This window comes from Streptomyces sp. NPDC050564 (genome assembly GCF_044457265.1).
GTDB lineage: Bacteria > Actinomycetota > Actinomycetes > Streptomycetales > Streptomycetaceae > Streptomyces.
In genome coordinates this window covers 13,380-28,849 of the sequence record NZ_JBITGS010000035.1, presented here as the reverse complement: position 1 = coordinate 28,849, position 15,470 = coordinate 13,380, and the positions used below count along the sequence as shown (strand labels likewise).

Here is a 15,470-nt window from a genome sequence, read left to right as displayed (position 1 = left end):
GGTGTATCCATCCGCCCTCGCCTATTCACCCCTTCGGGCAGGCGCTCGGAGTGAACCGAGGGAGCGGAAGGGGGCGCGTTCGCGACGCGATCTGTCCCGCTGATCACCTCGCGCCTACCGTCGAAAGCAGGCGTACGGCGGGGAGGTTCGAGTATGGCGGGACGGGGCCCGCGGACCGGGGGCCGACAGGCGACCGACGATACCCGGGACACCCGGGACGAGGACCTGGTACGCATTTACGACCTGGCGGGGCGCCCGCGCGGCACGGGTTTCGTCGCCGACCACCACGGCACGGTGATCACCAGCCACGAGGCCGTCGACGGTCTGGCCCGTCTGGTCCTGCATGCTCCCGGTGACCGCACCTGTGAGGTGACCGCCGACGCCGTCACGCCGCTGCCGGACGCCGATCTGGCTCTCGTACGTACCGAAGGTCTCGGTCTCGACCCGCTCCCCGTCACCGTGCGAGACCGTATCGCGACCGGTACGTACGTCCGGATCGCCGCGGGCGGCTGGCGCGAGGCGCGCGTGCTCGGCACGTCCGCCGTGACGTACACCGCCACCGACCGCATCCATCTCCTGCGCGACGCCATGGAGTTGGCGATCGGCACCGCGGGCGCGGATGCCCTCCGGCTGGGCGGCGGCGCGGCCGGGGGGCCGGTCCTCGACGCCTCCACCGGGGCGGTGCTCGGGGTCCTCGGCACCGCGCTGCTCCCTCAGGCTCTCGGCCGCGACGGAGCGGGGGAGCCCCTCGTTCGACACCGGGCAGCGGGGTTTGCCGTCCCCCTGAGAGGCGTGCCGGGGCCACTCGCCGAGCTGCTGGCCCGCAACGCGGCGACCGTGCCCGCGTACGGGGCCGATCTCAATCCGGCGGGCGTACTGGAGCTCACCGCGACCTCGGTGGGGTCGGACGGACCGGGAGAGGCGACGTCACCAGGGGCCGGCGGCGCGCCCTGCGGACCGGTCGAACGGGCCGACTGCGTCCGGGAGTTCGCCGCCTTCGAGGCGGGCCCGGCCGCCGTCCTCGCGCTGGTCGGACCGCCCGGCAGCGGCCGTACGACGGAACTGGCGGCCCTCGCCGCCCGCCGCACCCGGGGCGCGCAGCCGGCACCCACCCTGTGGCTGCGCGGCGCCGACCTCCTCGCCACGGACACCTCGGTGGCGGACGCGGCGACGCGGGCGCTGGAGCGGGCGGGACGGATCGTGGCGGCCTCACGGGATTCGGGCGCCGCCGTGCGGGAGGGACGGGCCGCAGGGGCCGTGCCCTGCGATGTGCTGCCGCCGGGCAGGTACGACGGTGAACTGGGCGACATCGGGCCTGAGCGCCTGGCCCGGTCGGCACGCGACGCGGGACGGCCGTTGCTGCTGCTCCTCGACGGACCCGAGGAGATGCCGCCGGCCCTCGCCCACCGGCTGCCCGAGTGGACAGCCGAGACGGCCGCATGGCTGCGGGAGACCGGGGCGCGGCTCGTCGTCGGGTGCCGGGCCGAGTACTGGGAGCAGGCGGGCGCCGAGTTTCCGGGGGACATGCTGCACCGGGCCGCGGCCGACCGGGACCCGCTGACTCCGCCATGCGTGTGGCTCGGGGACCTCACCGAGGAGGATGCGCGGCGGGCGCGGTCGCGCGCCGGGATCCCCGAGGACGTGCTGGTGGCGGCCGACGCGCGGCACCCCCTGACACTGCGGCTGCTCCGTGAGGTGCGGGCCGCGCTGCCGGACGCCCCCGCCGGGCGGCTCGACCGGGACGACGTCTTCGCCGCGTACCTGGACCTGATGTGCCTGCGCATCGCGGTCCGGCTCGCCGCGGCGAACGGGCTGCGGGGCACTGCCGTACGGCGGCTCGCCGCCCAGGTCTCCGGCCAGGTGCACGAGGCCGCGCGGCGCTGTCTGGGCCCCGGGCAGGGCGAGCTGGACCGCGCGTCCTTCGAAGCGGTCTTCCCGTGGGGCCGCGCCCCGCGACGCCGCCTCTCAGGCACCAGCGGCTGGGCCCCCGCCGTCCTCGCCGAGGGCCTTCTCGTCCCCGCCGGCAACGGCTACCGCTTCGCCCACGAGGAACTCGCCGACTGGATCCAGGGCACCCACCTCGACCTGGACGCGGCACTGCACGTCTTGGTCCCCCGGGGGCGGGCGGCCGCCCCGGGGCAGGGGCCGGCCCGAGGGGCGTCGGCCCGGCCGCGGGCCGCCGCCGGGCCACCGTTCACGGGTGCGGGAGGCGCGCCCTCGCCGGCATCGGGCGGGGCGGCCCCGGGCCCGGTCGCCTCGCGTCGTCGGCGGTCCCGTTCCGCGTCCACGACCAACCCGGCCCACACCCTCGCCGTTCCCCGGCATCGCATCGGACCCGTGGTCGAGACCCTGCTGCTTCTGGCCCGTCAACAGGGCACTGCGGAGCTGGCCCTCCGTCTGGAGGACTTGGCCGATGCCGTGGACGACCTGTTGCCGGAGGCGCCGGGCCCGCTCAGCGACGCCGCCTGGTGGGCCACCCACCTCTGCGTGGACGTCCTGCGGCGCGTGCCCGACGCGACGCCCTACATCGGGGTGCTGCGGCTGCTCGCCGAGCGGATTGTGAGGTGGCGAGAGCAAGGCAGGGCCGTACCGGGGGAGTTGGGGCCCTCCTTCTGGGAGGCGCTGCCCCTGCCGGAGAGCGAACGGCTCGACCTGCTGAGGCGCCTGGTGATCGCGGACGAGGCGCGGCGTGCGACGCACGTGGGGGGCGAGCGGCGCGGCGGCGCCGGTTCACCCCGGGTCCCCGAGCCCCGTATGCCTGACGGGTCTGCGACCTCGGGCGCGGACGTGCTTGGGCACGGGGCGACGGCCCCGCTCCGTGCCGGCGCCAGTGTCCCGCTCCGTACCGCAGCGGCGGATCCACTCCGTGCCGAAGCTACTGACCCGCTCCGTACGGCAGGCTCGGACCCGCTCCGTGCCGGAGCGACGGATCCACTCCCATACGGAGCCGCGGACCAGCTCCGCAGCGGAGCAAAAGACGACGTCCCTGCCGGAGCCTCGGCCCCGCTCCGTGCCGGAGCCAGTGTCCCGCTCCGTACGGCAGCGGCGGACCCGCTCCGTGCCGGTGCAGAAGACCGCCTCCGTGCCGGAGCAAAAGACCACCTCCGTACCGAAGAACGCGCCGCCGACACCCCCTCCGCGCCCCGCTATCTGGACGCTGTGGCGCGTCTTCTCATCGCCGACCCCGCGGCCGTACAGCTCCACCTCACCCGCTGGTTCGACGACGAGCGTCCCCTCCCCGCGACCCCGCACGCGACCGTGGCGACGGCCGCGCAGGCCTTGCTGTACGCGCATCGGCGGCGGGCGCTCGACGACCTGGCCGAGGCGCTGGTCGGCAGTGCGCACCGGCGCGGCGACGAACTGCTCGCCGTGCTCGCCGAGGAGGAGCCGTCGGCCGTGTGCCGGGCGGTCGACCGGTGGGCGCACGACGAGCGGCCCGCGCGGCGGGTGGCGGCGGTGGCGTACGGGTTGCGGGCGGCACCGTTCGTGCGGACCGGGGCCGACCGCGAGCTGCTGCGTTACGCGGCGCTCGCCCTGCTGGCCCGCCCCGCCGACTGTACGCTGCACGGCGGAGCGCTCGGTCTGCTCGTACGGGATCCGTGGACGCGAGCCCGCTACCTGCCGCAGGCTCTGGAGCGCTTCACGTCCGGTGACCCGCAGCTGCCTCCGAGCGCTCTGGTCGCCGCGCTCACCACTCACCCGGACCCGGTACTGGCCGCCTTCCGGACCCGGCTGAGGCAGCCCGGCCCGGACACGAACCAGGTGCTGCGCACCCTCGCGGATGTCACCACGCCCGCTCTCGCCCGCCACGTCGCCGCGATGGTGAGAGAAGTCGTGGAGCTGCGCCCCGAGGCCGCCGCGCACGTGGCCGCGTATGTGGATCGCCGCCTCGAATACGGCCCCACCGCACGCGCGGTGCTCTTTCCGTTGGTCAGCGAACTGCTGGAGGGCTGTGCCGCACCGGTGCGGGCGGCGCTCGCGGCCGTTCTGGCGGCGCCGGGCAGCCGCGCGTCGCGCCCGCTGCGGCGCGAGCTGCTGGATCTGCTGCTCGTGCACGAGCGGGACCCGGCCGTCCTGGACACCCTCCTCAGGGCCGCCGCGGACGGCGCGGTGGGCAGGGGTGAGGAGCCGACCCGCGAGCTGGTGCACCGCACGGGCCTCCTGCTCGTCCGCACCCCGGCCGGGGCCAGCGGCTTCGACCGCGGTCTCGTCGAGTTGGCCCGCCATGTCCCTGGCTTCGCCACCCTGGTGGCCCGCTGGCTGACCGGCGCTCCCGAGGAGTGGGCCTCAGTGGTGGGTCCGAGTGCCCGGCGCATGATCGAGAACCTGGCCGGGGTGCGGGTGCCCGCCTGACTCCGGCCCTCGGCCTCTGCGGGATGCGTCACAGCTCGATGCCGATGCAAGCCGAGCGCACGCGGCATGGCACCCTTAGAGCTGCGAATGAGGCAATCACGGACACAGGTTCGACAAGGAGCGGTCACAGTGCAGCGCTGGCGTGGCTTGGAGGACATCCCTGAGGACTGGGGGCGCAGCGTCGTCACCATCGGTTCCTACGACGGGGTGCACCGCGGGCACCAGCTGATCATCCGGCATGCCGTGGATCGCGCCCGCGAGCTGGGCGTGCCCTCCGTGGTCGTCACCTTCGACCCGCACCCCAGCGAGGTCGTGCGTCCCGGCAGTCACCCCCCGCTGCTCGCCCCGCACCACCGCCGCGCCGAACTGATGGCCGAACTGGGCGTGGACGCGCTGCTCATCCTCCCCTTCACCACCGAGTTCTCGAAGCTGTCGCCCGCCGACTTCGTGGTCAAGGTCCTCGTCGACAAGCTGCACGCCAAGGCCGTGGTCGAAGGCCCCAACTTCCGCTTCGGTCACAAGGCCGCGGGCAATGTCGACTTCCTGCGCGAGCAGGGCGAGACGTACGACTTCGAGGTCGAGGTCGTCGATCTGTATGTGACGGGTGCGGCGGGTGGCGGCGAGCCCTTCTCCTCGACCCTCACCCGGCGGCTCGTCGCCGAGGGCGACGTCGAGGGCGCGCGCGAGATCCTCGGGCGCCCGCACCGCGTCGAGGGCATCGTGGTGCGTGGCGCCCAGCGCGGCCGCGAACTCGGCTTCCCGACGGCGAACGTCGAGACCCTCCCGCACACCGCCATCCCCGCGGACGGCGTCTACGCCGGCTGGCTGCATGTCGAGGGCGAGGCCATGCCCGCCGCGATCTCCGTCGGCACGAACCCGCAGTTCGACGGCACCGAGCGCACCGTCGAGGCGTACGCCATCGACCGTGTCGGCCTCGACCTGTACGGCCTGCACGTCGCCGTCGACTTCCTCGCCTACGTCCGGGGCATGGCCAAGTTCGAGTCCATCGAGGCGCTGCTGGAGGCCATCGCGGACGACGTGAAGCGCTCGCGCGAGCTGATCGAGGCGTACGACGGGGAGTAGTCCTCGGTACGCGGACGGGGGCGCCCGGTGCTGGTGACAGCATCGGGCGCCTCTCTCACATGGTGACCCGCGCCCGCGCCCAGTGGCACGCCACCTGCGTCCCGCCGCCCCCGCCGAGCACCTCCAGGTCCTGGCTCCGGCACGCGTCCGCGACGCCCGCCCGCTCCGCCTCCCCGCTCGCGAGGATCTGGCAGCGGGCATGGAAACGGCAGCCGGCCGGGATGCGGGACGGGTCCGGGGGCTCGCCGGCCAGGACGACCGGATCGCCCAGGGCCTCGGGGAGCACGGACAACAGGGCCTGGGTGTACGGGTGTCGGGGCGCCGTCAGGACCTGTTCCACCTCGCCCGTCTCCACGATCCGGCCGAGGTACATCACCGCGACACGGTCGGCGATGTTCCAGGCCAACCCCAGGTCGTGGGTCACCACCAGGGCGGACAGGCCGAGTTCGGTGCGCAGCCTCAGGAGCAGGGCGAGGATCTCGCCACGTACCGAGGCGTCGAGGGAGGCCACCGGCTCGTCGGCGACGATGAGTTCGGGCTCCAGGACCAGGGCGCCCGCGATGACGACGCGCTGGCGCTGGCCTCCGGACAGCTCATGCGGATAACGGAGGAAGAAACGCTCCGGAGGGCGCAGGCCGGCCCGGGACAAGGCCTCCGCCACCGCCGCCCGCTCGTCGCCGCCGTACCCGTGGATGCGCAGGCCCTCGGCGACCGCGTCGTACACCGTGTGCCGGGGGTTGAGTGAGCCACTGGGGTCCTGCAGGACCAGCTGGACGCGCTTGCGGTACGCCTTCAGTGCGCGTGAGGAGTAGTCGAGCGGCTTGCCGTCGAAGGTGACACGGCCGCCGGTCGGCGGGACGAGTCCGAGGAGGGAGCGGGCGAGCGTCGTCTTGCCGCAGCCCGACTCGCCGACCAGCGCGACGATCTCGCCGGGCCGGATGTCGAGGTCGACGCCGTCGACGGCACGGGCCCGGGCGGCGCCGTGGCGTCCGGGGAAGGTGATGTGCAGTCCCTCGGCGCTCAGGAGCGGCGGTGTCCCTTCGGCGCCGCGGAGCGGTGGTGTCGTCATACGGTGCTCCTCGCGTCCGGGACCGGGGCCCCTACGTGCACACAGGCCGCCCACCGCTGCGCTCCCGCGTCCCGCAGCGACTGGTCCTCGGTCACACACGACTCCAGCGCCACCGCACACCGGGGGTGGAACGTACAGCCGGACGGCAGCGCCGACGGATCCGGCGGGTCGCCCGGCAGCCCGCGCGGCGCGAACCGCGACGCCGTGTCGCCGATGCGCGGGAAGGCGGCCGACAGTGCCTTGCCGTAAGGGTGTTGGGCATCCTCGTACACCTGTTGGGCGGGACCCTCCTCGACGACGCGGCCGGCGTACATCACGGCGAGCCGGTCGCAGGTGTCGGCCAGCACCGCGAGATCGTGGCTGATCATGATCAGGCCCAGCTCCTGCTCGGAGACGAGCTGTTCGATCAGCCGGAGGATCTGCGCCTGGATCATCACGTCGAGCGCCGTGGTCGGCTCGTCGGCGATGACCAGCCGCGGGTCGCAGGCCAGCGCCATGGCGATCATGACGCGTTGACGCTGTCCGCCGGAGAGCTCGTGCGGGTAGGCGTTCGCGCGGGCGGCGGGCAGGCCGACGTGTTCGAGCAGCTCGCCGGTCTTCTTCTTGGCGCCCGCCGGGGTCGCCTTCCGGTGCAGCAGGATCGGCTCGGCGATCTGGTCGCCGATACGGTGTACGGCGTTCAGTGAGTGCATCGCGCCCTGGAAGACGATCGAGGCGCCGGCCCAGCGCACCGCCCGGACGCGTCCCCACTTCATCGTGAGCACGTCCTCGCCGTCGAGCAGGATCTCCCCGCTCGTGCGCGCGCCCGAGGGCAGCAGCCGCAGCAGCGCGAGCGCCAGCGTGGACTTGCCGCAGCCGGACTCGCCGGCGATGCCGAGCTTCTGGCCCGCGTCCAGCGAGAGGTCCACACCGCGAACGGCGGCTGCCCCGCCCGCGTATGTCACTTCGAGGTTCCTGACTTCCAGGAGCGTCAACGTTCCACCCCCAGCTTCGGGTTGAGAACCGACTCGACCGCGCGCCCGCACAGCGTGAACGCCAGCGCGACCACCGCGATCGCGACTCCGGGCGGCACCAGGTACCACCACTTGCCCGCGCTGACCGCGCCCGCCTCCCGCGCGTCCTGGAGCAGCCCGCCCCATGACACCACCGTCGGGTCGCCGAGCCCGAGGAACGCGAGCGTCGCCTCGGCGAGGATCGCGGAGGAGATGATCAGGGTCGTCTGGGCCAGCACCAGCGGCATGACGTTGGGCAGGACGTGGCGGGACATGATGTGCCAGTGCCCGCCGCCGAGCGCCTTGGCCCGCTCGATGTAGGGTCGCGACTCGACCGCGAGGGTCTGCGCCCGCACCAGCCGGGCCGTCGTCGGCCAGGTCGTGACGCCGATCGCCAGGATGATCGTGCCGAGCGAGCGGGTCATCACGGTCGCCAGCGCGATCGCGAGGACCAGGGTCGGCATGACCAGGAACCAGTCCGTGATCCGCATCATCACGGTCGCGTACCAGCCGCGGAAATGCCCGGCGGTGATCCCGATGAGCGCGCCGATCGCGACGGAGAGCACGGCCGCGAGCAGTCCGACCAGCAGCGAGACCCGAGCACCCCACACCACGAGTCCGAGCAGATTGCGCCCGAACTGGTCGGTGCCCAACGGGAATGCGGTGCTCGGGCTCTCCATGGGATCACCCGGCGCATTGGTCACGCTCTGCACGTCGGAGCCGACGGTCAGTGGCGCGGTCAGCGCGATGAGCGCGAAGAGGCCGAGGGCGGCGAGCCCGAAGACGCCGGCCCGGTGGGTGCGGTACTGCTTCCAGAAGCGGGCGGCGGAGTGGCGGCGGCGCTGCCGGGCGAGAGCACGGGGGCTCTTCGCCGTCGCCGGTGCGGCCTGCTCGGCCGCCGTGGATTCGGTTGTCATCGGCCCGTCCGACTCGGTCGTGGTCATCGGCCCACCCGGGGGTCCAGCAGCGGATAGATCAGATCGGCCAGCGTGTTCATCACGATCACCGCCGCCGCGAAGACGAAGAACAGCCCCTGCACCAGCGGCAGATCGGGCACGCTCAGCGCCTGGTAGAAGAGCCCGCCGAGGCCCGGCCAGGAGAAGACGGTCTCGACGAGGATCACCCCGGCGACCGTCCGGCCGAGGTTGATGAAGATCAGCGTGACCGTCGGCAGCAGCGCGTTCGGCACGGCATGCCGACGGCGTACGAGATCGTCCCGCAGGCCCTTCGCCCGGGCCGTCGTCAGATAGTCGCTGCCCATCTCGTCGAGCAGCGCCGAGCGCGTGACGAGCAGTGTCTGCCCGTACTCGACCGCGACCAGTGTGACCACCGGCAGGACGAGATGGTGGGCGACATCGACGACGTAGGCGAAGCCCTCCTTGCCCCCCGACTCCATGCCGCCGGTCGGGAAGAGCCCGGGGATCGGCCCCATGCCCACCGAGAAGACGATGATGAGCAGCAGCCCGAGCCAGAACGACGGAATCGAGTAAAGGGTCAGCGCCAGACCGGTGTTGAGCCGGTCGCTCAGCCCGCCGTTGCGCCACGCGGAGCGCGTGCCGATGAAGATGCCGAGCGCGGTGTAGAGGACGAACGCCGTGCCGGTGAGGAGAAGCGTGTTCGGCAGGGCCTCGGTGATCTTGTCGATGACGGGGGCGCGGAACTGGTACGAGGTGCCGAGGTCGCCGGTGAGCGCCTTGCCGCAGTAGTCCGTGAACTGCTCCCACATCGGCAGGTCCAGCCCGAACTCCTTGCGGTAGTTGGCGAGTTGTTCGGCGGACACCTGACGGCCGCCCGTCATGTACTTGACCGGGTCGCCGGGGATGAGACGGAAGAGGAAGAAGCTGGTGACGAGGACGGCGAGCAGAGAGACGGCAGCGCCGCCCAACTTGCCCGCCACGTACCGCAGATACGCGGTCCGGGTGCGCGCCCGTGGCCCGCGGACCGACGGCCCGGCCTCCGCCGGACCGCCGGTCGCCTCGACCAGCGAGGGTGTTGCCTCAGCGGTCATGAACTACTCATTCGCTCGTACGTTCATGGGGTGCCCCTGACCTTCGGGCTCGGGGCCGATGCGTGCGCTACTCACGGTCCTCGGCCGTCGAGCGGCGGCGCATCGCGAAGAACACCCCGACGCCCGCGAGGACGACGACGCCCGCGACGATGCCGATGATGACGCCCGTCGAGCTCGAACTGTCGGAGGACTCACCGGAGGACCCCGCCGGAACCGCCGACCACCAGCTCCAGTACCCGTCCTGGCCGTAGATGTTGCCCGCGGCCTTCGGCATCGTCTCGATCGACTTGATCTGGTCGGTGCGATAGGCCTCGACCGCGTTCGGGTACGCCATGACGTTCATGTACCCGGTGTCGTACAGGCGCGACTCCATCTGCTTGACGATGTCCGCACGCTTGGCGGTGTCGTACTCGGCCAGCTGCTGGTCGTACAGCTCGTCGTACTTCTTGTCGCAGATGAAGTTGTCGGTCGCCCCGGTGTCCTTGGCGGTGGCGGGCAGCGCCGCGCAGGTGTGGATGGACAGGACGAAGTCAGGGTCCGGGTTGACGGACCACCCGTCGAACGCGAGGTCGTACTTGCCCGCCAGCCACGGGTCGGTCACGTTGTCCAGGCAGTTGAGGGTGACACCGATGCCGAGCTTGCCGAACCACTCCTTCAGGTACTGTCCGACCGCCTTGTCGTTCGGGTCGGTGGCGTGGCACAGGATCCGGTAGTTGATCGGCTTGCCGTTCTTCTCGACGCGCTTGCCGTCGCCGTTCTTCTTGTAGCCCGCTTGGTCGAGGAGTTGGGCGGCCTTGGCAGGGTCGTACGACAGTTGCTGGCTCGCCGACGGCTTCCAGAAGTACGTCGAGAAGCGCGGCGGGATGTAGCCCTCGCCCTCGACGGCGTGCCCCTGGAAGACCTTGTCGATCAGGGTCCCGCGGTCGATCGCCATGAAGAGTGCCTGGCGCACCTTCTGGTCGAGCAGCGACTCGGCTCCGTCCCCGAAGTGCTTGCCGTCCTTGGCCTGGGCACCGGGGTTGGTGGCCAGGGCGTAGAAGCGGCGGCCGGGGGCGTCGTTGACCTTGATGTTCTGCTGGCTCTTGAGAGCGGCCGACTGAGCGGGCGTCAGGCCGGAGACGAAGGACACTTCGCCCTTCTGCAGGGCCGCGACCGCCGCGTCACCGTCCTTGTAGTACTTGAAGACCAGCTCGTCGAACTTGGGAGCACCCCGCCAGAAGCTGTTGTTGGGCTTCAGGCGTACGTAACTGTCGGCCTTGTAGTCGGTCAGGATGAACGGACCGTTGCCGACGATGGGGAAGTTCTTGTCGTTGTTGAACTTCGAGAAGTCCCCGACCTTCTCCCAGACGTGCTTGGGCACGATCGGCACGTCGAGCGCCGCCATGGTGGCCTGCGGCTTCTTCAGCTCGATGACGAGCTTGGTGGCGCTGGGGGCCGTGACCTTCTTGAAGTTGGCGACGAAGCTGCCGTTGGCGGTGGCGGCACCCTCGTCGGTCATCATCTTGTTGAACGTCCACGCCGCGTCCTCGGCGGTGGCCTGCTGGCCGTCCGACCACTTGGAGTTGGAGCGGATCGTGTAAGTCCAGGTCAGCTTGTCGGCGGAGGGCTCCCACTTGGTGGCGAGGCCCGGGATCGCGTGGTTGTCCGCCGGGTCGTAGTTGGTCAGGTACTCGTACATGAGCCGGTGAATGCTCGTACTGACCAGCCGTGACGCCAGGAACGGACTCAGCGAGTCGACACTCTGCGCGACCGCGACGGTGAGGACCTTCTTGCCCTCCTTGGCCTGCGCCTGCTGCGGTGCCGGGTTGAGCGGGGTCGCGAGACCGGCGGTGAGGGTGAGCGCGGCGGCGCCGGCGGCGGCAATCAGCCGGGGGAGCCGGGTCCCGTTCCTGAGACGGGGGCGCGGGCGCCTTCTGGCGTGTTGATCTTGTGTGTTCATGGGTCGGTGACCTCGCGTCATCGCTCGCACGGGGATGGCTTGTTGAACTACTTGATCGGGTGACTGGTGACGCCGGCGGGATTGATCTGTGTGTCTATCAGCGGCGGTCTGCACGCGTCAACGGCGCGTGAACCCCATGTGGCCTGCGGAAATAACGAGTTGACGCGGATTTTTCGCTCATTGGTTCAGACCGGTGAAGCCCTCCAGGTAATGGCCTGACGGCTCGAAACGCCCATGGATACGCCAAGGGCCCGCACCGTACGGAGACGGTGCGGGCCCGGGCGGTAATCGGCCTCCCGGAAGGGGCCGATCGGGTTACTGCTGAGGGGGCGTCGGCGGGGGCGGGGTCTGGCCCTGGTTCGGCTGATAGGGCTGCCCCGGTGCCGGCTGGCCCGGCTGGAACGGCTGTCCGGGCTGGGGCTGCGCCTGCGGCTGCTGGGGGTATGCCTGCCCGGGCTGCGGGTAGGGCTGGCCCGGCTGGGGGTAGGGCTGTCCGGGCTGGGCGTACGGCTGCCCGGGCTGCGGCTGCTGCGGGGCCTGCCCCGGAACGGGCTGCCCGGGGACCGGCTGTCCGGGAACGTACTGACCCGGCATCGGCGGGGCGGCCACCGGCGGCGGGTTGCCGTCGTTCGTCCAGAGCCCGTGCGACTGCTGGTGCCGTGCGATGTCCTCGGCCACCATCGCGGAGAGGTTGAAGTATGCCTCCCGCACCTTGGGCCGCATCATGTCGAGGTCGACCTCGGCGCCGGCCGCCAGGTGCTCGTCGAACGGCACGACCACAACACCGCGGCAGCGCGTCTCGAAGTGGCTGACGATGTCCTCCACCTTGATCATCTTGCCGGTCTCGCGCACTCCGGAGATGACGGTGATGGAGCGCGAGACCAGATCCGCGTACCCGTGCGCCGACAGCCAGTCCAGCGTCGTACTGGCGCTGCTCGCACCGTCGACCGACGGTGTCGAGATGATGATGAGCTGGTCGGCGAGGTCGAGCACCCCGCGCATCGCGCTGTACAGCAGACCCGTACCCGAGTCGGTCAGGATGATCGGGTACTGGTTGCCCAGGACGTCGATCGCGCGCCGGTAGTCCTCGTCGTTGAAGGTCGTGGACACCGCCGGATCGACGTCATTGGCGATGATCTCCAGCCCGGACGGGGCCTGGGAGGTGAACCGCCTGATGTCCATGTACGAGTTGAGGTACGGGATCGCCTGGACGAGGTCACGGATGGTGGCCCCGGTCTCGCGGCGCACCCGGCGACCGAGCGTGCCCGCGTCCGGGTTGGCGTCGATCGCGAGGATCTTGTCCTGCCGCTCACTGGCGAGCGTCGCGCCGAGCGCGGTGGTCGTGGTCGTCTTGCCCACGCCGCCCTTGAGGCTGATCACGGCGATCCGGTAGCACGACAGCACCGGCGTCCGGATCAGCTCCAGCTTCCGCTGCCGCTCGGCCTCCTCCTTCTTCCCGCCGAGCTTGAACCGCGACGACGCGGCTGCCGGGCGACCGCTCTTGGCCTTCTGCCTCTTGTTGTTGAGCAGCCGGTCGGAGGAGAGCTCCACCGCGGCGGTGTAGCCGAGCGGTGCGGCACCGGGGTTGGTGGGCTGCCGCTGGTCGTGCTGCACGGGCTGCGGCCAGGCGGCGCCCGCGCGGGGGTCGACGGGCGCGGCCGGCTGCTGCCCGGGCTGCGGCTGCTGCGGGTACGGCGGGGCCACCTGCGCCGAGGGAGGCGGCGGCTGCGTCGGGGTGGGCGCCGCCGACTGCGTGGGAGCCGGGGGTGGCTGGGGGAGGTCGTAACCAGGCTGCGGCACGGGGGCGTTGGGCGCCTGCGGCGCCGGAAGCGGGAATCCGTACCCCTGCTGCGGGGCGGGGGCCTGCGGAGCCACGGGGTGCGCCGGGGGCGTCGTCGGCTGGGGGAATCCGTAACCCGGGCCCTGGGCGGGCGGGTTGGCCGGAGCCGGGGCGCCGGGCTGCGGGAATCCGTAGCTGCCTTGCGGCGTGGGGTTGGGCGTCGGGGTGCTGGGCTGGGGGAAGCCGTAGCTGCCTTGCGGTGCGGGGGCCGGAGCCTGGGCAGCCGGAGCCGGAGCCGGAGCCGGAGCCTGGGCGGCCGTCGGAGCGGGGGCAGGGGTGCCGGGCTGCGGGAATCCGTAGCTGCCTTGCGGGGCGGGGTTGGGCGTCGGGGTGCCCGGTTGCGGGAACCCGTAACTCCCCTGCTGCGCAGGCGCCGGAGGTGCCGCGTGCGGAGCCTGCGGCGGGGTCGGAACGGGGTTCTCGGCGGCGGGCGGGACCGGCACGGGCCCCTGAGCCGGACCCGTAGAGACGGGCGCGCTGGGAGAGGCGGGCCACGCCGGAGCGGGAGGCTGAGCCGTCGGCTGGGGCGCGGGCGGTTGGAAGGGCTGGCCGGGCTGGGGCGCGGGCGGTTGGAAGGGCTGGCCGGGCTGCGGTGCCGCCGGCCGGCCCGGTGCCGGTGCGGGCGGCTGAGCCTGCGCCGGCACCTGCGCCGGCGCGGGCTCGGCCGCCACCGGCTCCGTGGACGCGGGCCACTGGGCCGCGGGAGCGGGCGACGCGGGCTGATACGCGGGCGGCAACGGCGGCAGTCCACCCTGCGGCAGCGGCGGCGGAGCCCAGGCCGGGGGCGTGTCCTGTATGGCCTCCGGTGCGTCCGGACCGGCCACGGGCACGGCGTCCCGGGGCTCGCCCTCCTGGGGCGCCGCATTCTGGGGCACCGCGTCCTGAGGCTCGCTGCCCCCGGGTTCGGCATCCTCCGGCTCGGCGGTCGGCGAAGCCACCGCATGGCTGGATTCGGCCTGCGGTGGCACCGCATCGCTGACGTAGTCGTCCTGCGGCTCGGAGTCGCCGACCTCGCCGAGCTCGTCGCCCGCATCCGCCGCATCCGCCGCATCCACGGCATCCGCAGCACCGCCGTCGTCCGCGCGCCGCAACTCCACGACATCGGCGACGCGTTCCTCGTCGGAGGCATCGCTCGGCTCATCAGCAAAATCCGCACCGGAGGAGGCCACCTCGGCCTCGGCCACGGCCGCTTCCTCCTCGACGTCCACGTCGTCGCCCTGCGAAGAAGCCTCCAGGGACTGGTACAGGGCCACGGGATCAGGCGCGGCCACGGGATCAGGTGCGGCCACGGGATCAGGTGCGGCCACGGCCTGGGGCTCGACCGGGTCTCCGGGTTCCGCCTTGGCTTCGGCCCCGCGCGCGGACTCGGCTTCGGCCCCGCGCGCGGACTCGCCTTCGGCCTCCGCTGATGTCTCCGCGACCGCCTTCGCCTCCTCCGACGACGCAGCCGCCCGCTGCGCGATCTCACGCTTCAGCGCGACAGAGGAGATCCGCATGGTCGCGCCGCTCTCCAAGTCCCCGTTCCCCGGCTCCGTCTCGTCAGCGGCGGCGACGGGCGCGGCCGGAGGGGCGGGAGGAGTCCACTGGGCCTGAAACCCACCCACGGGAAAGTTCGGCACAGCCGTCGGGCTTCCTGCGTCCGCGACAGGCGTGGCCAGAGCCTCCGGCTTCGCGGCCTCCGGCTCGAAACCGCTGCCGACCGGCAGCTTGGGCACCGCAACAGGACTCCCCACCGAAGGCGCGGCAGATGCCTCCGCAGCCGCAGCTCCAGGAGGCTCGGAGGCTTCGGACGGCTCCGAAGCTGTCGGGGCCTCCGAAGTCCCCGAAACGGCCCCGGAGTCCGAGTCCGCATCGCCCGAACTCCCCGACGCGTTCTGCGTGTACCAGGCCGGCGGTGCGTAGTCGATGGTGAACTCGCCCGTCGTCTCGACGGCGGACTCCGCGTCGGACTGGTCATCGCCGGGTGTGGCCCAGCCCCCGCGGATCCCGTCCCGATCGCTGTTCACAATTCCTCCTGGTGTGGTCGAGCACCCTCAAGCCGTGCCGGGGCGACCGTTTTCTTGTCGTCCGTAGACGCCCGTAGTCGTCCGAAGTCGTCCGAATTGACCCGGCTCCCCCTGGGACGCGGGCGGCCCGTTCCCGGGTTCTGGCGTCGCGCCCGGCCCCAGCCTAATCACCATGACTGT

The 15,470-nt window shown here is 72.2% G+C and carries 8 protein-coding genes; 2 read left to right on the top strand and 6 right to left on the bottom strand.

The window, feature by feature from the left end; genetic code table 11:
* Positions 1–153: 153 nt before the first annotated feature.
* Both ACIBK0_RS39815 and ACIBK0_RS39810 read left to right on the top strand, forming a co-directional pair.
* The gene (locus ACIBK0_RS39815) at positions 154–4,353 is read left to right on the top strand and encodes a trypsin-like peptidase domain-containing protein (RefSeq protein WP_399091268.1); all 4,200 of its coding nucleotides are present in this window, start codon (positions 154–156) and stop codon (positions 4,351–4,353) included.
* A gap of 129 nt (positions 4,354–4,482) precedes the next feature.
* Positions 4,483–5,436, top strand: a complete 954-nt coding sequence (locus ACIBK0_RS39810) for a bifunctional riboflavin kinase/FAD synthetase (protein WP_399091265.1) — start codon at positions 4,483–4,485, stop codon at positions 5,434–5,436.
* A 55-nt stretch (positions 5,437–5,491) separates the two neighbouring features.
* On the opposite strand, the gene ACIBK0_RS39805 is transcribed toward ACIBK0_RS39810, so the two are convergent.
* The 6 genes from ACIBK0_RS39805 to ACIBK0_RS39780 form a co-directional block, all read right to left on the bottom strand.
* Positions 5,492–6,505, bottom strand: coding sequence for an ABC transporter ATP-binding protein (locus ACIBK0_RS39805; protein ID WP_399091262.1), 1,014 nt, complete (start codon positions 6,503–6,505; stop codon positions 5,492–5,494).
* Positions 6,502–7,479, bottom strand: a complete 978-nt coding sequence (locus ACIBK0_RS39800; protein ID WP_399091258.1) for an ABC transporter ATP-binding protein — start codon at positions 7,477–7,479, stop codon at positions 6,502–6,504. Before ACIBK0_RS39800 ends, ACIBK0_RS39805 begins: the two co-directional genes overlap by 4 nt.
* Positions 7,476–8,414: an ABC transporter permease gene (locus tag ACIBK0_RS39795; protein WP_399091453.1), complete on the bottom strand. Its 939-nt coding sequence runs from the start codon at positions 8,412–8,414 to the stop codon at positions 7,476–7,478. Before ACIBK0_RS39795 ends, ACIBK0_RS39800 begins: the two co-directional genes overlap by 4 nt.
* Positions 8,415–8,437: 23 nt before the next feature.
* Entirely contained in the window at positions 8,438–9,505 is a 1,068-nt protein-coding gene (locus ACIBK0_RS39790; RefSeq protein ID WP_189189082.1) for an ABC transporter permease, read from the bottom strand.
* A gap of 67 nt (positions 9,506–9,572) precedes the next feature.
* Positions 9,573–11,444, bottom strand: a complete 1,872-nt coding sequence (locus ACIBK0_RS39785; protein ID WP_399091254.1) for an ABC transporter substrate-binding protein — start codon at positions 11,442–11,444, stop codon at positions 9,573–9,575.
* A gap of 315 nt (positions 11,445–11,759) precedes the next feature.
* Positions 11,760–15,290 carry an SCO5717 family growth-regulating ATPase gene (locus ACIBK0_RS39780; RefSeq protein ID WP_399091251.1) on the bottom strand — a complete coding sequence of 1,177 codons (3,531 nt, stop codon included), beginning with the start codon at positions 15,288–15,290 and terminating at the stop codon, positions 11,760–11,762.
* Between the last annotated feature and the right edge of the window lie 180 nt (positions 15,291–15,470).

Bases quoted from the DNA above. Each gene is read 5' to 3' on its own strand.
- ACIBK0_RS39815 (WP_399091268.1), top strand. From the start codon at position 154: ATGGCGGGACGGGGCCCGCGGACCGGGGGCCGACAGGCGACCGACGAT.
- ACIBK0_RS39805 (WP_399091262.1), bottom strand. From the start codon at position 6,505: ATGACGACACCACCGCTCCGCGGCGCCGAAGGGACACCGCCGCTCCTG.
- ACIBK0_RS39795 (WP_399091453.1), bottom strand. From the start codon at position 8,414: ATGACAACCGAATCCACGGCGGCCGAGCAGGCCGCACCGGCGACGGCG.
- ACIBK0_RS39790 (WP_189189082.1), bottom strand. From the start codon at position 9,505: ATGACCGCTGAGGCAACACCCTCGCTGGTCGAGGCGACCGGCGGTCCG.
- ACIBK0_RS39785 (WP_399091254.1), bottom strand. From the start codon at position 11,444: ATGAACACACAAGATCAACACGCCAGAAGGCGCCCGCGCCCCCGTCTC.